Source organism: Haemophilus parainfluenzae (assembly GCF_003252725.1).
In the GTDB taxonomy this organism is placed as follows: Bacteria; Pseudomonadota; Gammaproteobacteria; order Enterobacterales; family Pasteurellaceae; genus Haemophilus_D; species Haemophilus_D parainfluenzae_L.
The window spans coordinates 383746-406641 of the sequence record NZ_QEPO01000001.1; the positions used below are offsets into that span (position 1 = coordinate 383746).

At 39.6% G+C, this 22896-nt stretch carries 22 protein-coding genes and 1 other RNA gene; 16 read left to right on the forward strand and 7 right to left on the reverse strand.

All coding sequences use genetic code 11. The annotated features are described in order from the left end of the window. Positions 1–60 precede the first annotated feature (60 nt). The 11 genes from murD to pheA all read left to right on the forward strand — a co-directional run bounded on the left by murD (position 61) and on the right by pheA (position 13485). Positions 61–1374, forward strand: a complete 1314-nt coding sequence (gene murD / locus DPV85_RS01960) for a UDP-N-acetylmuramoyl-L-alanine--D-glutamate ligase (protein ID WP_111326723.1) — start codon at positions 61–63, stop codon at positions 1372–1374. 15 nt (positions 1375–1389) lie between these two features. After that, positions 1390–2574 carry a putative lipid II flippase FtsW gene (ftsW, locus tag DPV85_RS01965; RefSeq protein WP_111326725.1) on the forward strand — a complete coding sequence of 395 codons (1185 nt, stop codon included), beginning with the start codon at positions 1390–1392 and terminating at the stop codon, positions 2572–2574. Between the two features lie 8 nt (positions 2575–2582). Further along, positions 2583–3635 (forward strand): undecaprenyldiphospho-muramoylpentapeptide beta-N-acetylglucosaminyltransferase, encoded by a 1053-nt coding sequence (gene murG / locus DPV85_RS01970; protein WP_111326727.1) that lies wholly within the window; start codon positions 2583–2585, stop codon positions 3633–3635. A 72-nt stretch (positions 3636–3707) separates the two neighbouring features. Then, on the forward strand, positions 3708–5135 hold the full coding sequence (gene murC / locus DPV85_RS01975) for a UDP-N-acetylmuramate--L-alanine ligase (protein WP_111326729.1): 1428 nt from the start codon (positions 3708–3710) through the stop codon (positions 5133–5135). Positions 5136–5194: 59 nt separating this feature from the next. Further along, the gene (locus DPV85_RS01980; protein WP_111326731.1) at positions 5195–6115 is read left to right on the forward strand and encodes a D-alanine--D-alanine ligase; all 921 of its coding nucleotides are present in this window, start codon (positions 5195–5197) and stop codon (positions 6113–6115) included. Continuing rightward, entirely contained in the window at positions 6115–6900 is a 786-nt protein-coding gene (locus DPV85_RS01985; RefSeq protein ID WP_111326733.1) for a cell division protein FtsQ/DivIB, read from the forward strand. The genes DPV85_RS01980 and DPV85_RS01985 overlap by 1 nt, the downstream gene beginning before the upstream one ends. Positions 6901–6928: 28 nt before the next feature. Then, the gene (gene ftsA / locus DPV85_RS01990; RefSeq protein WP_111326735.1) at positions 6929–8203 is read left to right on the forward strand and encodes a cell division protein FtsA; all 1275 of its coding nucleotides are present in this window, start codon (positions 6929–6931) and stop codon (positions 8201–8203) included. 86 nt (positions 8204–8289) lie between these two features. Continuing rightward, positions 8290–9597, forward strand: a complete 1308-nt coding sequence (ftsZ, locus tag DPV85_RS01995) for a cell division protein FtsZ (RefSeq protein ID WP_111326737.1) — start codon at positions 8290–8292, stop codon at positions 9595–9597. A gap of 41 nt (positions 9598–9638) precedes the next feature. After that, complete coding sequence (gene lpxC / locus DPV85_RS02000; protein ID WP_049364420.1) at positions 9639–10556, forward strand: UDP-3-O-acyl-N-acetylglucosamine deacetylase; 918 nt, start codon at positions 9639–9641, stop codon at positions 10554–10556. A 122-nt stretch (positions 10557–10678) separates the two neighbouring features. Next, positions 10679–12319: a bifunctional UDP-sugar hydrolase/5'-nucleotidase UshA gene (gene ushA / locus DPV85_RS02005; RefSeq protein WP_111326739.1), complete on the forward strand. Its 1641-nt coding sequence runs from the start codon at positions 10679–10681 to the stop codon at positions 12317–12319. Positions 12320–12327: 8 nt separating this feature from the next. Continuing rightward, entirely contained in the window at positions 12328–13485 is a 1158-nt protein-coding gene (pheA, locus tag DPV85_RS02010; protein ID WP_111326741.1) for a prephenate dehydratase, read from the forward strand. Positions 13486–13551: 66 nt separating this feature from the next. Here the strand turns inward: pheA and DPV85_RS02015 are convergent, their stop codons facing one another. Beyond that, positions 13552–13878, reverse strand: a complete 327-nt coding sequence (locus DPV85_RS02015; RefSeq protein ID WP_111326743.1) for a zinc ribbon domain-containing protein YjdM — start codon at positions 13876–13878, stop codon at positions 13552–13554. Positions 13879–13989: 111 nt separating this feature from the next. On the opposite strand from DPV85_RS02015, the gene DPV85_RS02020 reads away from it, so the two are divergent. Continuing rightward, complete coding sequence (locus DPV85_RS02020) at positions 13990–14550, forward strand: YtfJ family protein (protein WP_111326745.1); 561 nt, start codon at positions 13990–13992, stop codon at positions 14548–14550. A gap of 34 nt (positions 14551–14584) precedes the next feature. On the opposite strand, the gene DPV85_RS02025 is transcribed toward DPV85_RS02020, so the two are convergent. Together DPV85_RS02025 and DPV85_RS02030 are read right to left on the reverse strand one after the other, a co-directional pair. After that, positions 14585–14752 (reverse strand): zf-HC2 domain-containing protein, encoded by a 168-nt coding sequence (locus DPV85_RS02025; RefSeq protein ID WP_054418136.1) that lies wholly within the window; start codon positions 14750–14752, stop codon positions 14585–14587. 11 nt (positions 14753–14763) lie between these two features. After that, positions 14764–15312 carry a sigma-70 family RNA polymerase sigma factor gene (locus DPV85_RS02030; protein WP_111326747.1) on the reverse strand — a complete coding sequence of 183 codons (549 nt, stop codon included), beginning with the start codon at positions 15310–15312 and terminating at the stop codon, positions 14764–14766. Between the two features lie 112 nt (positions 15313–15424). On the opposite strand from DPV85_RS02030, the gene DPV85_RS02035 reads away from it, so the two are divergent. Continuing rightward, positions 15425–15766: a hypothetical protein gene (locus tag DPV85_RS02035; RefSeq protein WP_049370109.1), complete on the forward strand. Its 342-nt coding sequence runs from the start codon at positions 15425–15427 to the stop codon at positions 15764–15766. Between the two features lie 62 nt (positions 15767–15828). Here the strand turns inward: DPV85_RS02035 and cysS are convergent, their stop codons facing one another. Further along, positions 15829–17208, reverse strand: a complete 1380-nt coding sequence (gene cysS, locus DPV85_RS02040; protein WP_111326749.1) for a cysteine--tRNA ligase — start codon at positions 17206–17208, stop codon at positions 15829–15831. Between the two features lie 107 nt (positions 17209–17315). Between cysS and DPV85_RS02045 the strand changes: the two genes are divergently transcribed. Together DPV85_RS02045 and DPV85_RS02050 are read left to right on the forward strand one after the other, a co-directional pair. After that, positions 17316–17825, forward strand: coding sequence for a peptidylprolyl isomerase (locus DPV85_RS02045; protein WP_005699853.1), 510 nt, complete (start codon positions 17316–17318; stop codon positions 17823–17825). A 58-nt stretch (positions 17826–17883) separates the two neighbouring features. Further along, positions 17884–18672, forward strand: coding sequence for a TatD family hydrolase (locus DPV85_RS02050; protein WP_111326751.1), 789 nt, complete (start codon positions 17884–17886; stop codon positions 18670–18672). Here the strand turns inward: DPV85_RS02050 and nrdG are convergent. Next, a complete protein-coding gene (gene nrdG / locus DPV85_RS02055) occupies positions 18669–19136 on the reverse strand; it encodes an anaerobic ribonucleoside-triphosphate reductase-activating protein (protein ID WP_111326753.1) in 468 nt (155 codons plus the stop codon). The genes DPV85_RS02050 and nrdG overlap by 4 nt on opposite strands. A 127-nt stretch (positions 19137–19263) precedes the next feature. On the opposite strand from nrdG, the gene ffs reads away from it, so the two are divergent. Next, positions 19264–19362: signal recognition particle sRNA small type (gene ffs, locus DPV85_RS02060), an RNA gene on the forward strand. A gap of 26 nt (positions 19363–19388) precedes the next feature. Here ffs and cydC read toward each other — a convergent pair. Both cydC and cydD read right to left on the reverse strand, forming a co-directional pair. Beyond that, positions 19389–21119 carry a heme ABC transporter ATP-binding protein/permease CydC gene (gene cydC, locus DPV85_RS02065; RefSeq protein WP_111326755.1) on the reverse strand — a complete coding sequence of 577 codons (1731 nt, stop codon included), beginning with the start codon at positions 21117–21119 and terminating at the stop codon, positions 19389–19391. Next, positions 21119–22879, reverse strand: coding sequence for a heme ABC transporter permease/ATP-binding protein CydD (gene cydD, locus DPV85_RS02070; RefSeq protein WP_111326757.1), 1761 nt, complete (start codon positions 22877–22879; stop codon positions 21119–21121). Before cydD ends, cydC begins: the two co-directional genes overlap by 1 nt. Positions 22880–22896 lie beyond the last annotated feature (17 nt).

Consider the following 22896-nt stretch of genomic DNA (forward strand, 5'->3'; position numbering starts at 1 on the left):
TTTGTAGGGTGCACTTGTTGCACCCTGCGTGATCCCAGAATACGAGAGAAGAAAAACAACATGACAACTCTATATCAAAATAAAACTATCACCATCATAGGCCTCGGAAAAACAGGTCTTTCTTGCGTTGAATATCTTCAATCTCAACAAGCGAATATTCGTGTAATTGATACTCGCCAACATCCAGCAGGCGCAGAGCAATTACCTAAAAATGTTCCTTTACACACGGGTAGTCTAAATCAACAATGGTTACTTGAAAGCGATATTATTGTCATTAGCCCGGGACTCGCGGTAAAAACACCTGAAATTCAGACCGCACTTTCAGCGGGCGTAGAAGTGATTGGAGATATTGAATTATTCTGCCGAGCCGCCACCAAACCAATTGTAGGAATTACTGGTTCTAACGGTAAAAGCACCGTGACAACATTGGTCTATGAAATGGCAAAAGCGGCGGGAATAAAAGTAGGAATGGGTGGAAACATTGGCATTCCGGCGTTGTCATTATTAAATGAAGATTGCGATCTTTATATATTAGAACTTTCCAGTTTCCAACTTGAAACGACTTATAGTTTGAAAGCGGCTGCAGCGACTGTACTTAATGTGACTGAAGATCACATGGATCGCTATGTGGATTTAGAAGATTATCGCCAAGCCAAATTACGCATTTACCACAATGCAGAAACAGCAGTAGTGAATTTAGAAGATAAACTCACTTTTGGCGAAGGTGAAAATCAAGCTAAGAAGGTGGTGTCTTTTGCTGAAAATCAAGCAGATTACTGGTTGAAAACCGAAAACGGCAAACAGTACTTAATGGCGAAAGAGGAAGTCATTTTACCTTGTGATGAAGCAACCTTGGTTGGCCGTCATAATTACATGAATATTTTAGCGGCGACAGCGTTAGCGCAAGCAGTAGGTATAAATTTAGAGGCAATTCGTACCGCACTTCGTCAATTTAAAGGCTTAGATCATCGTTTCCAATTAGCCCATCAAGCGAATGGCATTCGTTGGATTAATGATTCTAAAGCCACCAATGTAGGTAGCACCGTTGCAGCATTGGCAGGATTATATGTTGAGGGAACGTTACACCTTTTATTAGGTGGTGATGGTAAAGGTGCGGATTTTTCTGAACTCGCTGATTTAATCAACCAACCTCATATTTCAACGTATTGCTTTGGCCGTGATGGCAAACAACTTGCGGCACTTTCAAGTCAAAGCCATTTGTTTGAAACCATGGAGCAAGCCATTTCATTTTTACGTCCACATTTAAAATCAGGTGATATGGTGTTATTATCTCCTGCTTGTGCAAGTTTGGATCAATTTGCCTCTTTTGAAAAACGTGGCGAAGAGTTTACTCGTTTAGCAAAATTAGCTTAAAGAATTAGGGTAGTAATGGAATTTATCAATAAAATTAAACAAAATTATGAACAATGGGCGAGAGTGACGCCGCAAGGGTTGCTCTATGATCGCGCATTGTTTTGGCTTTTTGTCGTGCTATTACTGATTGGTTTGGTGGCAGTAACTTCTGCTTCAATGCCTTACAGTGCACGCGTATTTAATGATACCTTCTATTTTGCTAAACGTGATGCTGTTTATGTTTTACTTTCTTTAGCGACTTGTTATTTAACCCTCCAAATTTCTTCTTCTCAATGGGAAAAGTGGTACGCTAAAATTTTCTTATTAGCCATTGTCTTATTAATACTGGTTCTCGGTATCGGTACTTCTGTTAATGGTGCTAAACGTTGGATTTCTTTGGGAATTTTAAATTTCCAGCCTGCGGAATTTGCCAAGCTAGCGCTAACCTGTTTCCTAGCAAGCTATTTTACGCGTCGTTATGATGAAGTGCGTGGTAAAAAATTTAGTGCAGCTAAGCCTTTTATTGTGATGGGCGTATTAGGTGTATTCTTACTCGCTCAACCTGATTTAGGGAGTACCGTGGTACTATTTGTAATCACTTTTGGTATGCTTTTTATTGTCGGTGCGAATTTTTGGCAATTTATTTTGCTAATTGGTACAGGCATACTCCTCTTTGTATGGCTGGTTCTCTCTGCCTCTTATCGTTTAAAACGTTTTACCGGTTTCTTAGAGCCGTTTAAAGATCCTTATGGAACAGGATTCCAGCTAACTAACTCTTTAATGGCCTTTGGTCGTGGTGAAATTAGTGGGGAAGGGCTGGGTAACTCCATTCAAAAACTTGATTATCTTCCTGAAGCACATACAGACTTTATCATGGCAATTATTGGTGAAGAATTCGGTTTTATTGGTATTTTTGTTGTTGTCATTCTTTTAGGTTTATTGATTTTCCGCGCGATGAAAATTGGACGTGAATCTCTCATGTTAGAACAGCGTTTCCGTGGCTTTTTTGCTTTAGGTATTAGTTTCTGGATTTTCTTCCAAGGTTTCGTCAATCTGGGCATGGCCTTAGGGATGTTACCGACAAAAGGTTTAACTTTCCCATTAGTGAGTTACGGTGGTTCAAGTATCATTATTATGTCGGCAACCGTAGGAATTTTATTGCGTATTGACCATGAAAATAGATTACAACGTGGTGGTCAAGCACGTCTGAGAGATGATTAGGGATATTTATGAGTAAAAAATTATTAGTTATGGCCGGTGGTACGGGTGGACATGTTTTCCCCGCCATCGCTGTTGCTCAAACCTTACAAAAAGAAGGTTGGGAAATTTGCTGGTTAGGTACAAAAGATCGCATGGAAGCACAGCTTGTACCAAAACATGGCATTCCTATTCGTTTTATTCAAATTTCAGGGTTGCGTGGTAAAGGGATTAAAACTTTACTAGGTGCGCCTTTTGCTATTTTAAGAGCCGTGTTACAAGCTCGTAAAATTATTCAAGAATATCAACCTAATGCGGTATTAGGTATGGGCGGTTATGTGTCCGGCCCAGGTGGTATTGCTGCAAAACTTTGCGGTGTGCCAGTTATTTTACATGAACAAAATGCCGTAGCAGGCTTAACCAATGAATGGTTGGCAAAAATCGCAACCCGAGTTTTACAAGCTTTTCCAACTGCATTCAAAGATGCCGAAGTGGTAGGAAATCCAGTTCGCCAAGATTTATTTGAAATGCCATCACCACAAGCGCGTTTTTCAGAAAGAAGCGGAAAATTGAGAGTACTTGTCGTGGGTGGAAGCCAAGGGGCTCGTGTACTCAATCAAACGATTCCGCAAGTAGTAGCGCGTTTGGCAGATAAACTAGAAGTGCGTCATCAAGTGGGTAAAGGTTCTGTTGAAAATGTGACCGCACTTTATGGTGAACGTGCAGATTCGGTCAAAATTACAGAATTTATTGATGATATGGCAGAAGCCTACGCTTGGGCGGATGTGGTGATTTGTCGTTCTGGTGCTTTAACAGTATGTGAATTAGCAGCAGTGGGGACACCAGCAATTTTTGTACCATTCCAGCATAAAGATCAACAACAATATTTAAATGCGAAATTTCTTGCTGATGTAGGCGCAGCTAAAATTGTTCAGCAGAATGAATTAAATGCGGATGTGTTGGTTGATTTCTTAGAAAAAATAGATCGTGAAACCTTGTTAGCGATGGCGATTAAGGCAAAAGAAATGTCGGCCCCATTGGCAGCTAAACGTGTAGCTGATGTCATCGTAGAGAACGCGAAATAAGAACAGAGAAGTTGAGGGATAGCAAATAAACCCTTAACCTAAAAGTGCGGTTAAAAATAAAGGTGAAATAATATGAAACATATTTCGGATGAAATTAGAAAGATTATTCCTGAGATGCGTCGGGTTCAACAAATTCATTTCATTGGTATCGGCGGCGCCGGTATGAGTGGGATTGCCGAAATTTTATTAAATGAAGGTTATGATATCTCTGGTTCGGATATTGCAGATGGTGTCGTGACTCAGCGTCTTGCTCAAGCTGGCGCAAAAATTTTCATTGGTCACCAAGCGGAAAATGTGCAAGGGGCAAGTGTCGTTGTTGTATCAAGCGCGATCCATGAAGATAATCCAGAATTAATTGCCGCTAAACAAAATCGTATTCCTGTGATTCAGCGAGCACAAATGTTGGCTGAAATTATGCGTTTCCGTCATGGTATTGCAGTAGCTGGTACCCATGGTAAAACCACAACGACAGCCATGATTTCGATGATTTATACTCAAGCGAAACTGGATCCAACTTTCGTTAATGGTGGTTTAGTTAAATCTGCCGGTAAAAACGCGCATTTAGGTGCAAGCCGTTATTTAATTGCAGAAGCAGATGAAAGTGATGCATCTTTCTTACACTTGCAACCAATGGTTTCTGTGGTGACTAATATTGAACCGGATCATATGGATACGTATGGTGGTGATTTTGAAAAAATGAAAGCCACCTATGTGAAGTTCTTACATAACTTACCATTCTATGGTTTAGCGGTGATGTGTGCAGATGATACGGTATTAATGGAACTTGTTCCTCAAGTTGGACGCCAAGTCTTAACTTATGGTTTCAGCGAGCATGCTGACTATCGTATCAAAGATTATGAACAAACCGGTTTCCAAGGCCATTACACCGTAGTTTGCCCAAGTGGTGAACGCATCAATGTATTATTGAATGTGCCAGGTAAACACAATGCGTTAAATGCGACGGCAGCACTTGCTGTGGCAAAAGAAGAAGGCATTGGCAATGAAGCGATTTTAGAAGCGCTTGCTGATTTCCAAGGTGCGGGCAGACGTTTCGATCAATTAGGTGAGTTTATTCGTCCAAATGGTAAAGTACGCTTAGTGGATGATTATGGTCATCACCCAACAGAAGTTGATGTAACAATCAAGGCAGCACGTGAAGGCTGGGGAGATAAACGTATTGTCATGATCTTCCAGCCTCACCGTTATTCACGTACTCGCGATTTATTTGATGAATTCGTGCAAGTATTATCCCAAGTGGATGCATTGATTATGTTAGACGTTTACGCAGCCGGCGAAGCACCAATTGTCGGTGCGGATAGTAAAGCACTTTGTCGCTCTATTCGTAATCTAGGGAAAGTCGATCCAATTTTAGTTTCTGATACGGAACAACTTGGCGATGTGTTAGATCAAATTATTCAAGATGGCGATTTAATTCTTGCTCAAGGCGCGGGAAGTGTAAGCAAAATTTCTCGTGGTTTAGCTGAGCGTTGGAAAGCATAAATACATCGAAAAAATAACCGCACTTTTGATGAAGAATAAAAAGAAAACAGGATAAAACAATGAATTTAAAACAAGAAAAAATTGCTGTATTGTTAGGCGGTACATCTGCTGAACGTGAAGTTTCTCTTAATTCTGGCGCAGCTGTGTTAAATGCATTAGTGAGCCAAGGTTATAATGCACATGGTATCGATCCTAAAGAATATAATGTCGCGAATTTAAAAGCAGATGGTTTTGATCGTGTCTTTAACATTTTACATGGCCGCGGTGGTGAAGATGGCACCATGCAAGGTTTATTAGAACAAATCGGTTTGCCTTATACGGGTTGTGGCGTGATGGCTTCCGCGTTAACTATGGATAAAATGCGTACTAAAATGTTATGGAAAGCCTTTGGTTTACCTGTCGCTGACATGGAGATCGTGACCAAAGAAAACGCTCACGAACTAAACCCACAAGCAGTGGTCGAAAAATTAGGTTTACCTTTGATGGTTAAGCCATCTCTTGAAGGTTCAAGTGTGGGTTTAACAAAAGTAAAAGCAGTCGAAGAATTAAAAAGTGCGGTCGATTATGCACTCAAATTTGATAACACCATTTTGATTGAAGAATGGTTGGCTGGCGATGAATTAACGGTACCTGTTTTAGGTGGCGAAGTGTTGCCTGCTGTTCGCATTGTGCCAGAAGGTGAGTTTTATGATTACGATGCGAAATATATTTCAGATAACACTCAGTATTTTTGTCCCGCAGGACTTTCTGCTGAACGTGAGCAAGAATTAGCGAAATTAGTTAAGCGTGCTTATGACGTCGTGGGTTGTCGTGGCTGGAGCCGCATTGATGTGATGACTGATTCACAAGGTAATTTCCGTTTAGTCGAAGTAAACACGAACCCAGGCATGACAAGTCACAGTTTATTCCCTAAATCTGCATCAACAGTCGGTATTTCATTTGAACAACTCGTCGTGAAAATTTTGGAGTTGAGTGCGTAATGAATGTAATTAAGCGCAAAAATACACCGCCAACGCAATTTGGTCGCTCATCTAACGGAGAAAGTAAATTCCGTTTTATGTTGCAGATTAAACTTGCTTTGCTGTTACTTTGTGCGGGGCTAGGGTATTTCGTTTATTCAAACTGGCAAAATTGGCTTGAAAGCTTAGACGGTGATAGAAAAATCACTGCTTATGCATTAGTGGGTCAAAATGAATTTACCACTTATCCGGATGTGCAAGACGTATTGCTCAAAATGGGTTCACTTAAGGGCTTCTGGGGACAGGACGTTAAGCAAATTCAAGAGCAGCTTGAAACGATTCCTTGGGTAAAAGGTGCGGTAGTTCGTAAAATTTGGCCAAATCGTTTAAGTATCTGGTTATCCGAATATCAGCCAGTCGCTATTTGGAACAAAACAGAGTTCGTCACAAAAGAGGGAACCGTTTTCCAATTGCCGATGGATAAGTTAAAAGAAAAAGCTTTACCTTATTTAGGTGGTCCGGATTATCAAAGCTTGAAAGTATTAGAGGCTTGGAATCAAATTTTTGCTGATTTTAAAGCGAAAAATTTGGTGGTTAAAGGTGTGACAATTGATGATCGTGGTGCGTGGCAAGTTACGCTAGATAATGATATAGTATTGAAACTTGGGCGCGGAGATTGGAAACCAAAATTAGATCGATTTGTAACGATTTATCCACAAATTGAAGTGCCTGAAGGTAAACGAATTGATTATGTAGATTTGCGCTATGCATCTGCATCAGCAGCGGTTGGATTGACAGAGAAATAAAAAATAATTCATTGGGTGTAATAAGAAAATGGCAAAAGAGTTGGAACCGAAAGTAATTGTAGGTCTTGAAGTTGGTACATCAAAAGTTGTTGCTGTCGTTGGGGAAGTGCTTCCTGATGGCGTAGTAAATGTACTTGGCGTGGGTAGTTGTCCATCAAAAGGGATTGATCGTGGCAGTATTACTGATTTAGATGCCGTTGTTAATTCTATCCAACGTGCCATTGAGGCAGCTGAATCAATGGCCGATTGCCAAATTATGAGCGTGACTCTTGCGATTACAGGTGAACATATTCAAAGCCTGAATGAGAGCGGTTTTGTTGCTATTTCTGAAAATGAAGTGACTCAAGATGAAATTGATGATGCTTTACATACAGCGAGTTCAGTGAAATTACCTGAGGGTCTTTCTTTATTACACATCATTCCACAAGAATATGCCGTAGATAAACAAGTTAATATTAAAAATCCATTAGGTTTACAAGGTGTTCGTTTAAAAGCAAACGTACACTTAATTGCGTGTCACCAAGACTGGCAGAATAACTTGAAAAAAGCAGTTGAGCGTTGTGGATTGCAAGTTGATAAAGTCGTGTTCTCCGGCTTTGCTGCAACACATTCTGTTTTAACTGAAGATGAAAAAGATCTTGGTGTTTGCTTAGTTGATTTCGGTGCAGGCACCATGAATATGATGGTTTATACCAATGGCTCATTGCGTTTCAGCAAGGTTATTCCTTACGCAGGAAATATTGTAACGAACGATATTGCTCATGCATGTACCGTTTCTCGTGCAGAGGCAGAGCGCATTAAAGTGAATTATGCGAGTGCATTATATCCGGCACGTTTACATGGTGATAAGAAAATTGAAGTAGCAAGTATTGGCGGTCGAGCGCCACGTGCTTTAACAAAAAGTGATTTATCTTTAATCACTTCAGCAAGATATATTGAACTATTAGGCGTTGTTAAGGACGAATTAGATAAGCTCAAAGAAGATTTAGAAAGCAAACATATTAAATTTGAATTAATTGCTGGTGTCGTTATTACCGGTGGTGGTGCACAAATTGAAGACTTAAAAGATTGTGCTGCGAATGTATTTGGTTGCCAAGTGCGTATTGGTAGTCCATTAAATATTACGGGTTTAACAGATTATGTAAATCGCCCACAATATTCAACTGTAGTGGGATTATTACAATACCATCATCAAAATAGTGATAATGATCCTGTGGATAGTAACTATGGTGATGAAGCATTAGGAAAAAAATTCTGGAAAGGCCTTAAAAATATTTTCAATAAAGTGAAATCAGAATTTTGATCATTTTGGCTTTTTCATTTACAATAGGAAAAATTTAACTTTTATTAATGTGCTAGCAGAGTATTAGCAGTAACGGAGAACAGCAAATGTTATACCCAGAGTATGGTGATTTTGAAGAGCAAACAGGTGCACTGATTAAGGTTGTCGGTGTTGGTGGAGGCGGCGGTAACGCAGTTAACCACATGGTTGCTAACATGGTGCAACAGGAATTCAATGGTAATTTCTTGGGCGAAAGTGCAATTGATAGCGAAGAACACGGTAAGATCGTATTCTATGCGGTGAATACCGATGCGCAAGCATTACGCAAAAGCCAAGTTCAACAAACTGTACAAATTGGTGGGGCAACAACAAAAGGTCTTGGAGCGGGTGCAAACCCAAACGTAGGTCGTAAAGCGGCTGAAGATGATCAAGAAGAAATCCGTAAAATGCTTGAAGGTGCAGACATGGTCTTTATCGCAGCCGGTATGGGCGGTGGTACAGGTACTGGTGCCGCACCAATCGTCGCTAAAGTTGCGAAAGAATTAGGCATTTTAACCGTTGCTGTTGTTACTAAGCCATTTAGCTTTGAAGGCAAAAAACGTATGCAATTTGCTGAATTAGGGATTAAAGATCTTTCACAATATGTGGATTCAATGATCATCATTCCTAACCAACAAATCCAAAAAGTTCTCCCGAAAAATGCAACGTTAATTGATGCTTTTGCTGCTGCTAATGACGTATTACGTAACTCTGTTATGGGCATCTCTGATATGATTACGTCTCCAGGTTTAATCAACGTGGACTTTGCAGACGTAAGAACCGTTATGTCGGAAATGGGCCAAGCAATGATTGGTTTCGGTTCAGCTCAAAGTGAACCAGGTGCAGGTCGTGCAGAAGAAGCAGCGCGTCTTGCGATTAAAAATGATTTATTAGAGAAAGTCGATCTTTCTAATGCTAAAGGTATTCTTGTTAATATTACCTCAGGCATGGATCTCGGCTTTGACGAATTTAACGTGGTGGGTGACACAGTAGGTAGCTTCGCATCAGAAGACGCGACTATCGTTGTAGGTACCAGTTTAGTCCCTGAAATGAGCAATGAAATTCGTGTAACGATCGTTGCAACAGGTTTGGGTGATGTTGTTGCGGCTGAGCCGGTAGTGATTGCTCGTCCTCAAGCAGCAGTACAACAAGCGCCAGTTCAACAACCTGTAGCACAAGAAACGATTCAGCCACAACCGCCAGTTGGTTTACATGGTTTAGATGCATTAAGACATAATCTACAACCAGAACCAACACAGGAGCAAAATCCACAATACGGTAACTTAAATAAACCGCTTGATCCAAGCCGTTTAGAGCAATTAAGAAATAATCCTAATTTCTTTAATCCGGCATCATTTGGTCGTGATGAGAAATAAGAGTAGAAGTAATCTTGTTGTTAAGCAATAAGGTAAAAAAGATGATTAAACAAAGAACATTAAAACAAAGCATTAAAGTCACAGGTGTAGGCTTACATAGCGGTAAAAAAGTAACATTAACGTTGCGCCCGGCTATGCCGAATACTGGCGTGATTTACTGCCGTACCGATCTTAATCCGCCGGTGACTTTCCCTGCGAATGCTGATTCAGTGCGTGATACGATGCTTTGTACTGCACTTGTGAATGAGCAAGGTGTGCGTGTTTCAACCGTAGAGCACTTAAACGCAGCATTAGCAGGTTTAGGTATCGATAATATTATTATTGAAGTTGATGCACCTGAAATTCCAATCATGGACGGTAGCGCAAGCCCATTCATCTACTTGCTTTTAGATGCAGGTATTGAAGAACAAAATGCACCGAAGAAATTTATTCGTATTAAGAAAAATGTACGAGTAGAAGACGGTGACAAATGGGCAGAATTCAAACCTTATAATGGTTTCCGTTTAGATTTCACAATCGACTTTGATCATCCTGCGATTAGTAAAAATGTACGCAATTACGTGATGGATTTCTCAGCACAGGCATTCGTACATCAAATTAGTCGTGCAAGAACCTTTGGTTTCATGAAAGATATTGAGTATCTTCAATCTCAAGGTCTTGCGCTAGGTGGCAGCTTAGATAATGCCATCGTATTAGATGATTACCGTATCTTAAATGAAGATGGATTACGTTTCAGAGATGAATTAGTTCGTCATAAGATGCTTGATGCGATTGGCGATCTTTATATGTGTGGCTATAACATCATCGGTGATTTCAAAGCTTATAAATCTGGTCACGGTTTAAATAATAAGTTACTCCGTGCTGTACTTGCCGATCAGGAAGCGTGGGAATTTGTTACTTTTGAAGATAAGAAACAAGTTCCACAAGGTTATGTTGCGCCTGCGCAGGTACTCATCTAACAATGTTTTGTTGAAAAGCTATACTTCTTTCGGGAGTATAGCTTTTTTATTTCCCATCTTGCTATGTTATTTTTGTTTTCTGCGAAGGTAAAGAGCGGTCAAAAATAGAGGTGTTTTTTATTATGAAAAAATTATTTACCGTGCTTCCTCTTGTGCTAGCAACTTCTGCGGCAATGGCATATGAACAAGATAAAACCTATCAATTTACCATATTGCACACCAATGATACACACGGACATTTTTGGCCGAATGCAAAAGGTGAATATGGCTTTCCAGCACACAAAACAATTGTTAATCGTGTGAAAGCAGAAGTGAAGAAAAAAGGTGGCTCACTCGTTTTATTAAATGCAGGTGATTTTAATACTGGTGTACCTGAGTCAGATATGCAAACGGCAAAACCTGACATTAAAGCAATGAATGCGATGGGATATGAAGCAACTGTATTAGGTAACCACGAGTTTGATAATCCATTACAAATCCTTGACATGCAAGAAAAATGGGCGAACTTCCCATTCTTATCTGCAAACGTGATTAATACGAAAACAGGTAAAACCTTAGTTAAGCCTTATACCATTTTAAATAAACAAGATCTTAAAATTGCCGTGGTGGGTTTAACCACAGAGGATACTGCAAAATTAGGTAACCCAGAATATCTTCACAATGTGAAGTTTGAAGACCCAACAACAGTAGCAAAAGCCACATTAAAAGAGCTAAATGAAAAAGTTAAGCCCGATGTAAAAATCGCTTTAACACATATGGGCTATTACTATGATGCGAAACATGGGTCAAATGCGCCGGGTGATGTAAGTCTTGCACGTAATTTAGATAAAGGCGCATTCGATATGATTATCGGTGGTCACAGCCATGATCCGATTTGTGTGGATGACAAAGGTGTATGGATTAAAGATTATCAACCAACTCAGCCATGTAAACCGGATTTCCAAAATGGTACTTGGATTATGCAAGCATTTGAATGGGGGAAATACGTTGGTCGAGCTGACTTTGAGTTCAAAAATGGTGAATTAAAATTAGTGAATTATCAATTAATTCCAGTGAACTTGAAGAAAAAAGTGAAAAAAGAAGACGGTAAAACAGAATATTTGAACTATGCGGAAGAGATTCCACAAGATCCGGAAATGGAAAAACTTTTAAAGTCTTACCAAGATAAAGGTGATGCTTTATTAAGCCAAAAAGTGGGGAAATTAAATGGTAAGTTAGAAGGTGATCGTACCATTATTCGTTTTGAACAAACTAACCTTGGTCACTTAATTGCAGAAGCACAACGTCAAAAAGCGAAAGCAGACATTGGTATCATGAACTCAGGTGGTATTCGTGATTCTATCCAAGAAGGTGATGTGACTTATAAAGACATTTTAAAAATCCATCCATTTGGTAATATTGTGAGCTATTTTGAATTAACCGGTAAAGAATTATTGGATTATTTAAATGTGGTGGCATTGAAAGAAGTGGATTCTGGTGCTTATGCACAATATTCAGGTATCAGCATGACAGTGAATCGTTCGGATAAGAAAGTTGAAAATGTGAAGATTCAAGGTAAACCATTGGATTTAAATAAAACTTACCGTATTTCTGTACCAAGCTATAATGCAGCAGGTGGAGATGGTTATCCAGTCATGACAAAAAATCCAACTTTTGTTAACACAGGTTTTATTGATGCGGATGTTTTAAAAGAATTTTTTGAGAAAAATTCACCTATTAATGCGGAGAAATACATCCCTCATAATGAAGTAACCTTTAAATAAGGAATGAAATGGCATTAGATTTATCAGAAATTCGTCAGCAAATTACGCAAATTGATCGCAGCTTGTTAAAGCTGCTTTCAGAGCGTCACCGCCTGGCATATGATGTAGTGAGAAGCAAAGAGGTCACGCAAAAAGCGTTGCGCGATTTAGAGCGAGAGCAACAGCTCTTACAAGAGCTTGTGCAATTTGCTGAAAGTCAAAATTATCAGCTTGAACCACAGTATATTACATCAGTCTTCCAAAAAATCATTGAAGATTCTGTGCTCACACAGCAAGTGTATTTGCAGAAAAAACTCAATGAGCAACGAGAAGAAACGTTACATGTCGCTTTCTTAGGCAAGCGTGGTTCTTACTCTAATTTGGCTGCGCGTAACTATGCGGCTCGTTACCATCAACAATTTGCTGAAATCAGTTGCGATTCCTTTGCTCAAATTTTTGAAAAAGTTGAAAGTGGGGAAGCTGATTATGGTGTACTTCCTTTAGAAAACACCACATCAGGTGCAATTAATGAAGTTTATGATTTGCTTCAACATACTAGCTTATCATTGGTAGGGGAGTTGGCTTATCCTATCAAGCACTGTGTTTTAGTGAATGAGCAGGATGATTTAAGCAAAATTGATACACTTTATAGCCATCCACAGGTAATCCAGCAGTGTAGTCAATTTATTCAAAGTCTTGAGCGTGTGCATATTGAGTACTGCGAAAGTAGCTCTCATGCAATGCAGCTTGTGGCAAGCTTGAATAAACCGAATATTGCGGCATTAGGTAATGAAGATGGTGGCAAGCTTTACGGCTTACATGTGTTAAAACATAATATTGCTAACCAAGAGAACAATATCACTCGTTTTATTGTGGTAGCTAAACAAGCTCGAGAAGTTTCACCGCAAATTCATACGAAAACTTTATTGTTAATGGCAACATCGCAACAAGCGGGTTCTCTAGTGGATGCTTTACTTGTGTTTAAAAAGCACGGTATTAATATGACCAAGCTTGAATCTCGTCCTATTTATGGCAAGCCTTGGGAAGAAATGTTCTATTTAGAAATTGAAGGAAACATTCATCATCCAGATACCCAAATTGCCTTGGAAGAGCTTAAGCAATTCAGTAACTATCTGAAAGTACTTGGTTGTTATCCAAGTGAAATTGTGAAGCCTGCGAAGGTATAACGAAAATAAAAAAGAGCGGTCGATTAAAACAACGTTAAAATCGACCGCTCTTTTTATTGGGAATTCTTAAGCTTTTTTCAAGAATTCTGATTTCAACATAATTTTGCCACAATCGACGTTGTGATCACCGTTGACTAGACGGATGTTTTTGAATTTAGTGCCTTTCTTCAACACTTCAGATGAGCCTTTTAATTTTAAATCTTTAATTAAAAGCACATCATCACCATCGGCTAATAAATTACCGTTGCTGTCTTTAACAATTAGTTGATCTTCATCGGTTTCAACTGTTTCGTTACCATTCCACTCATTGCCACAATCAGGGCAAACAAAATTTACAGAATCATGATAAACATATTCGCCTTTACATTTTGGGCAAGCTGGCATTTGATCCATTTCTTTTTCCTTCTTTATCTGATTTAAGCAAAGTATAATGCGCACGGAGTATAACAAAAAAGTGACTATTCGCCAAAAAATGGGCAATTTCACGGAATTTATGAGGTATTTATGAAAAAAATTATGCTTTTGAGTGCAGTGATGGGAAGTTTAATTTCAGTCAATGTATTCGCACACAATATTCAACCTAATCAGCTTTTAGCGAACGTAACGGTTTCGGATAAAGGTGAAATCACTTTAAATGGAAATGATGTGTCTTATAAATCATGGAGCTCAACGGCATTGCCAGGCAAAGTTAGAGTGATTCAGCATATTGCAGGCAGAAGTGCGGCAAAAGAGAGAAATCAAGCGATGATAGAAGCCATCAAAGCCTCTCATTTTAACCAAGCTAAATATCAAACCACGACTATTATTAATGCAGATGATGCCGTCGTGGGCACAGGCATGTTTGTGAAAAGTAGTGCAGAAAAAGGTAAAAAAGAAAATGCCCACAGCCAAGTGATTTTAGATGATAAAAGTGCGGTCAAAAATGCATGGGGATTACGTGAAAAAGATAGCGTGATTATTTTGCTTGATAAAACCGGCAAGGTGCAATTTGTGAAAGAAGGTAAATTGACGGATGATGAAGTTAAAGAAGTGATTTCACGTGCAGAAGCGTTAATTGCGAATTAATAGAGTAAATAAGCGGAAGTTGTCTTCCGCTTTTTTATCCCTTGAAATCCTTCATTAATTTTCTCAATGTGCCACAATTTCGTTGAAATTTACGGCAATGTGTACAAATGGCAAGATGCAAATTGAGCCCAATTTTTTCTTTGGTCATTAATTGGCGTTCTTGAGCATCTGATATGAGGCGAGTCGCTTGGCGACATTTCATAAAGTCACTCCTTAAAGTTTATGAGATAAGCAGTTTTGAAGTTGTAAGCGGGCACGATAGAGGGTCGTGTGCAAGTTACTTATGCTTAGTTGATTTTCTTGGCAAATTTCTTCGGAAGATAATTCCAAAAACTCTCTCATCATAAAAATCTTGGCTTGTTTGGCGGGCAGGCAAGTTAAACAAGTTTCAAAAATCAGCCAAAACTCTTCGGAATAGACCGCACTTTCGCTCTGTTCAAGATCAAGCGGGGAATGTTCAGCTTTCCAGTGTCCACCTTCATCAAAGAAATGATTAGTTTGTTCTTCATCTTCAATTTCGGTTTCTAGCACTAATTTGCCTTTCTGGCGAAGAAAATCAATGATTTTATTTTTTAAGATAGCAAAGACCCAGGTCTTAAATGCCGCTTGTCGTTTAAATTGCTCAAGATGGTTAAATGCACTTAAAAAACTCTCTTGCACCAAATCTTCAGCTAATACAGAATCGCCCACCTGTAATGTGGCAAATTTCAGCATTTGCTCTCTAATTTGAGCCAAGTCTTTATTGGAAATTCCAGTTTTCATATTTTTTCCTTGAAAAAAGTGTAAGAAATAGATTTCTCATTCGTCTAATGATAATGAAAGGGGAAACCTTTCCATCCAATGCTAATTATTCACAAATTAAGGAAGATTCAAAATGAAAAATATTACTTCAAAAACAACCTTTACTGCTATTGCTGCACTTTTCTTCGCAACCAGTCTTTATGCGACCGATATGAAATCTAATGAAATGTCGATGGCAAAAGATTCCATGCCGATGACAAAAGATTCCATGCCGATGACAAAAGACGCTATGCCAATGCAAAATGACAAAATGGCATCTGATGGGATGATGAAATCTCATGATATGAAATCTCACGACATGAAAATGGATAATATGAAATCAGAAGGAATGAAATCTGATGATATGAAAACAAAAGAAATGAAAGCAAAAGAAATGAAGAAAAAAGCAAAAACAATGGAAAAACCGAAAATGTAATGCTTTCTTCTTAAAAGAAAAACTGCGGTCAATTTGACCGCAGTTTTTGTATCAAAGTGAGATTATTGTTTACGCCACGTCGTGCCGTTAGGGCCGTCTTCTAACACAATTCCCATTGCAGTGAGTTCATTACGAGCCGCATCTGCAGCAGCCCAATCTTTAGCTGCACGAGCTTCATTGCGTTGTTTGATAAGCGCTTCAATTTTTGCGACTTCATCATCGTCAGAGCCAGCTTGTAAGAATTTTTCTGGATCTTGTTGAAGTAAACCTAAGATACCCGCTAATTCACGTAAACGCGCAGCAAGACCATTGGCTTTTTCTGCATCTTCAGTTTTCAATTTATTGATTTCACGCGCCATTTCAAATAAGACAGAAAGAGCGTTCGGCGTGTTGAAATCATCGTCCATGGCTTCACGGAAGGCTTCCACAAAATTTTCACCGCCAAAAGCAACCGCACTTTGATCGGTGCCACGTAAAGCGGTGTACAAACGTTCTAATGCACCTTGTGCTAAATTCAGGTTTTCTTCACTATAATTGAGTTGGCTGCGATAGTGTGCCGTTAGTAAGAAATAACGCACCGCTTCTGCATTGTAGTGATTTAATACATCACGAATAGTGAAGAAGTTGCCGAGGGATTTCGACATTTTTTCTTTATCTACCATGATCATGCCAGAATGGATCCAATAATTCACATATTGACCACCGTGAGCACAGCAAGATTGTGCAATTTCATTTTCGTGATGCGGGAACATTAGGTCAGAACCGCCACCGTGAATATCAAAATGTTCGCTAAGTTGTTTGCAGTTCATCGCTGAACATTCAATGTGCCAACCTGGACGACCTGCGCCCCATGGGGATGGCCAGCTCGGTTCGTTTTCTTTTGACATTTTCCAAAGCACGAAATCCATTGGATTTTTCTTGATTTCATTAATTTCAATACGTGCGCCCGCTTGTAATTGGTCGAGATCTTGGCGTGATAATTTGCCGTATTCTTTAAAGCTTTCCACATCAAACATCACGTCGCCATTGTCTGCAACATAAGCATGACCACGTGCAATCAGTTTTTCCACAATCTCAATAATTTCAGGAATATGATGTGTCGCACGAGGCTCGAAATCAGGGCGTAGTACATTTAACGCATCAAAATCTTTATACATTTCTTGCACCATACGATCCACAAGTTGATCGCAGGTTTCTTTGTTTTCTAATGCACGTTTAATGATTTTATCGTCCACATCTGTGATATTACGCACATAAGTCAAATCGTAGCCTAAAGAGCGTAAATAGCGAGCAATCACATCAAAACATACAAAGGTACGGCCGTGGCCAATATGGCATAAATCGTAAACGGTCACGCCGCACACATACATACCCACTTTTCCTTCATGGATAGGTTTGAACACTTCTTTTTCTCGAGTGAGGGTATTAAAGATCTTTAACATATTTTTTCTCTTCTGATTGGAATCCGACCGCACTTTTTCTGCTCATGGTGGCACTTTCTCGCCATTTGTGGAATAATGAATGCCTTAATTTTCAAGAGGAAAACAACATGGTTACATTACACACAAATTTTGGCGATATTAAAATTAAACTTGATTTTGATAAAGCGCCAATCACTGCAGAAAACTTTTTAAATTATTGTAAAAACGGCTTCTATAATAACACAATTTTCCACCGTGTTATTGATGGATTTATGATCCAAGGCGGTGGTATGGAAAGCGGAATGCGTGAAAAAGCAACAAATGCACCGATCCAAAATGAAGCCAACAATCGTTTAAGCAATAAACGTGGCACAATTGCCATGGCGCGTACCTCTGATCCACATTCCGCAACCGCACAATTCTTCATTAACGTGGCAGATAATGACTTCTTAAACTACCGCTCAAAAGAGATGTTTGGCCGCGAAGTGGTACAAGAATGGGGCTATGCCGTATTCGGTGAAGTGGTTGAAGGCATGGATGTGGTTGATAAAATTAAAAAAGTAAAAACCGGTAATAAAGGTTTCCACCAAGACGTTCCGACCGAAGATGTGGTGATTACATCCGTTTCTGTTGAATAATTAATTTGGTGTGTAGATGCGCAATCTACACACTTTTTTTCTTAAGTGAAATAACGTAATGCCTTTCTTCGATACTCATACCCACCTCGATTATCTTCATCATGACACGGGAGAGCCATTAGCTCAGCTGGTGGATAACGCTAAGCAAGCTGATGTGCAGAAAATCTTGATTGTGGCGGTAAAAGAGTCGGATTTTAAAACGATCCAAAATATGACCGCACTTTTCCCTGAGCATCTTTATTGTGGACTTGGGTTGCATCCGCTTTATATCAAAGAGCATCAGGAGCATGATTTAGAGATATTGGACGCAGCATTATCTGTTCGTAATCAAAATTGTACAGCCGTAGCAGAAATAGGCTTAGAGTGTGCGATTGCAGATTTATTGGCTGATGAATTATGGCAAAAACAACAGCATTTTTTAGAAAGTCAGCTTTATTTAGCGAAGAAATACAATCTGTCGGTCAATTTACATAGCCGAAAATCCCATGAGCAATTATTCCGTTTTTTAAAACAAGCCAATTTGCCAAAATGTGGTGTGGTGCATGGTTTTTCAGGGAGTTATGATCAAGCAAAACGATTTGTGGATTTAGGCTATAAAATTGGCGTGGGCGGTATTATTACTTATGAACGCGCAAATAAAACGCGTCAAGCGATTGCGAAGTTGCCATTAGAGGCGTTGGTATTAGAAACGGATACACCAGATATGCCGGTGTTTGGCTTTCAAGGACAACCTAATCGACCAGAGCGGATAGTTCACACCTTTGAAGCGTTATGCCGTTTAAGAAGTGAAAATGCTGAAGTGATTAAAGAAACGGCTTGGCAGAATAGCTTAACCTTATTCGGTTAAACCTTAAAACGATAAATCACTTGATTGGCTGAACCGCGCCAAACCAAGCTTGGGTCAGCCTGTTCTTGTATAAATTTTCCATCAATGAGCACGTCAATATAAGGCAACATTTGACGTTGATAATCATCAAGTTCATCCAGTTTATAACCCGTCCACACCCAAATGTCCTTATCGGGACATTCTTTTTTTACACGCTGTACAAAAGGAAGTAAGGCTTCAACATTACGAGGATGCATCGGATCTCCACCAGAAAGCGTGAGCCCTTGACGTTTAATGCGCGTATCTTTTAAATCATTGATAATCTGTTGTTCCATCGCTTCATCAAATAATACGCCATTATCAAAAGACCAGCTCTTTTGGTTGTAGCAACCTCGGCAACCATGCGTACAACCGCTAACGAAAAGGGTACAACGCGTGCCTTCGCCATTTATAACATCGGTAGGGTAGTATTGGAGATAGTTCATGGTTTTACCTTAAAAGTGCGGTTGATTTTCTCGCCAAATTTACCGAATTGATAAATTAACCTTTGCAATACAGGGCCAATTCTTGCATAATAGCCCACCTAATCGCATTGCGATATCAATGGAAATCTTCTCGGTCTCTCGCAACGGTGTCCGGTTTACTCGGTCAGGTTCGGAAGAAAGCAGCCAAAGTCGGAATTTCTGTGTGCCGAGAATAAGCTGGGAAGATTTCCACCCAACTTATCCTTCCTTATTTTACACACGCTCCACTAGTTGTTTGAAGAACCCTTTTTCTAGTTGCAATAATTCTGCATAAGTGCCTTTTTCAATTAGCTTCGCTTCATCAATCACACAAAGCTCATCAAATTGCTCAATCGCCGTTAAGCGGTGAGTCACCATAATTAAGGTTTTATTTTCAGCATGGGCAAGAATTAAACGCAGAATTTGGCGCTCAGTTTCGCGGTCTAAGCCTTCAGTTGGCTCATCTAATAATAAAATTGGTGCATCATTAAGCAGAATACGCGCTAAGCCTAAACGACGTTGTTCTCCACCAGAAAGCGGACGGCCGCCATCACCTAGCCAAATATCTAAGCCTTGTTCTTGTTCCAACAATTTGCCTAAACCAACCTGATTTAATACTTCGATCATTTTTTCATCTGAAATATTGACCGCACTTGCGAATTGCAGATTTTGACGAAGTGTATCGCTAAATACATGAACACGTTGCGTTAAAAAGCAGAATTGGCTGCGTAATGTGTCTTCTGCATAATCGGAAATCGGTTTTCCAGCAAGGAATAATTCTCCTTGATTGGCATCATAATTACGTACTAAAAGTTGTAATAGCGTGGATTTTCCGCTGCCTGTTTTACCTAAAATTGCGACTTTTTTACCTTTTTGAATGGTTAAATTCAAATTCTCTAAAGCACGATTTTGACGTTCATGATAAGTGAAAGAAAGATCTTTCGCTTCAATTAATGTTGTGGCGTTTTGATCGAACTCCGCTTTGCCATTAAAGGTCACTAATGGTTGCTGTTCGATAATATCTGTCACGCGTTCAGCTGACGCAATGACTTGCCCGATATGTAAGAATGCTGAACCTAATGGCATTAAGATTTCAAATGAGGCTAAGGCCGCAAAAGTGAAGAGTGCAATAAACGCCATGCGATATTCATCGTTACCAAACTCCGCTTGTGAGCTAAACCACAACATTGCGGCAATAATTAAGCCATTTAAAAAGAGTGAAAGTGCGGTTGAAAATCCGCTTAAATTGGCTTCTTTTTGTTGATCTGCTTGCCAATTGGCTTCGGTTTTAGCCATGTTATCTTTCAATTTATCTTCAGCATTAAAGAGCAATAATTCCGCTTGTGCTTGGATAAATTCTAAGAATTGTGTGCGGTAAAGTGCACGTGAATGCACGAGTTTATCACCAAATTTTTTACCCAGTTGGTAGAAAACGGTTGGAATAACGAATACCAATAAAAGTAGGCTAATGCCTAAACCTAAGGCTAAAGGAGTATTGATGAAACTTAGGCCAATACACATGGCTAGAATCACAAAAATAGCCGTAATAAATGGCGCAATTAAGCGAAGATAAAGGCTATCGAGGGTATCTACATCAGACACTAAGCGGTTTAGCAAATCGCTGTTACGGTAGCGATTTAACACACCAGGGCTTAATGGAATAATTTTCTCAAAAACTTGTACCCGTAATTTAGCCAAAATGCGGAAAGTCGCATCGTGTGTCACCAACTTTTCAAAATAACGGAAAAGGGTACGGCCAATGGCAAGCCCACGCACAGAGGCAGAAGGATAGAAGAAATTAAATAACGTGCCAAGACCCGCAATGGCCGTTGCCGCTAAAAACCAACCCGATGTGGTCAGCAAGCCAATGCTAGATGCAAGGCCTGTAATCATTAAAACCAAGCCTAAAAATAAAGGCAACTTGGCAAATTTAAATAAACGTAAAAAGGGAAGTAAAGCACGCATTATTGAATATCCTCTTTTCGTTGAGCCAATAATTCGGCAAAGAAGCCTTGATCTTTTAATTGGTTGAAATGCCCTTGTTGAATAATTTCACCTTCTTGCATCACAAAAATATTGTCACATTGTTTTAGATCTTCAATACGGTGTGTGATCATTAAGGTCGTTTGGTTATGGCTCATTTTTGCAAGGGCAGCAAGTACCAGATTTTCAGACTGAGCATCGAGGCTGGCTGTTGGCTCATCGAGTAATAATAAATTGCCTTTGCGCAGTAAAGCGCGAGCGATAGCTAAGCGTTGAGCTTGTCCTACGGATACACCAATGCCACCATCTTTAATTTCGCTATCCAAGCCTAATTTATCGGTAAACTCTTTCGCTTGGGCAGAAATCAAGGCTTGCTCAATTTGCTCATCAGTTGCTTGAATATCGCCTAAAAGTAGATTTTCTTTGATGCTACCTTGTAGTAGTAATGGGTTTTGTCCGACCCAAGCAATTTGTTTGCGCCAGTCGCTTAAACGGCTTTGATTCAGTTCCACACCGTTAATTTTTAAGCTGCCTTCATAAGGCAAGAAACCGAGTAATACATTGATTAAAGAGGTTTTTCCTGCACCACTTTGGCCCACAAGGGCAATATGGCTTTCTTTCGGAATATGGAATGAAAGGGACTTCGTTAATGGTTGACCTTGTGGAGAAAGCGCCACTAAATTTTCAGCCTGAATTTCGACCGCACTTTGTGCTGGAATTTGTTCATTACCCTGATGTGCAATTAAATAATCTGCCTCTAAGAAATCGACAATGGCATCAGCAGCACCAATACCGGCTGCACGATCGTGGTAGTAAGTCCCGAGATCACGCAATGGTTGATAAAACTCAGGTGCAAGAATTAAGCAGAAAAAACCGGTAAATAAGGTCAGCGTAGTGCCATAAGTACCAAATTCGACTTGACCTAAATAGCTAAAACCAAAATACACCGCCATTAAAGCAATGGAAATGGAGGTGAAAAACTCTAACACAGCAGAAGAGAGAAATGCCATTTTAAGTACTGTCATGGTCGTTTCACGGAAGTCTTCCGTTGTGTTTTCAATATGTTGTGTTTGTTCTGAAGTGCGGTTGAAAAGACGCAAGGTTTCTAAACCACGTAAGCGATCCAAGAATTGAGCACTTAAGCGAGAAAGGGTAGCCATATTTTTTTGGCTGCTATCTGCTGCCGCAATCCCTACCAGAATCATAAAAATTGGTACAAGCGGTGCAGTGACCATCAAAATCAGTCCAGCAGCCCAGTTGAGTGGGAATACAGCTATTAAAATCACCATTGGCACAATGGCAGACAAACTTTGTTGTGGTAAGAAACGCGCATAGAAGTTATGCAGATTTTCCACTTGTTCAAGCATGATACTTGCCCAGCTTCCGGCTGGTTTATTATTGATGGTGGCCGGTCCAACTTGATGGATTTTATCTAAGATCTTTTGACGCATATGATTGCGCAGTAATCGACCTGCTTTAAAGCCAATTTTTTCGCGTAGCCATAAAATGACCGCACGCAAAGCAAAAGTAATGATTAATGCAATAAAATATGGAACCAGCTCACCGCGATCGACATTTTGCATAATCAGCTTGTCGAGCAATGTCGCAAGAAAATAGGTTTGAGCCACAAGAATTAAGGAAGAAAGTGTGGCAAGGGCAATATTGGTGCGCATTAATTTTTTAACAGGTTGTTGCTGCGCACGAAGCCATTTTTGTAAATATTTTTGGCGAAGTTTGTCCATAGATTTGTAGAGTTAGT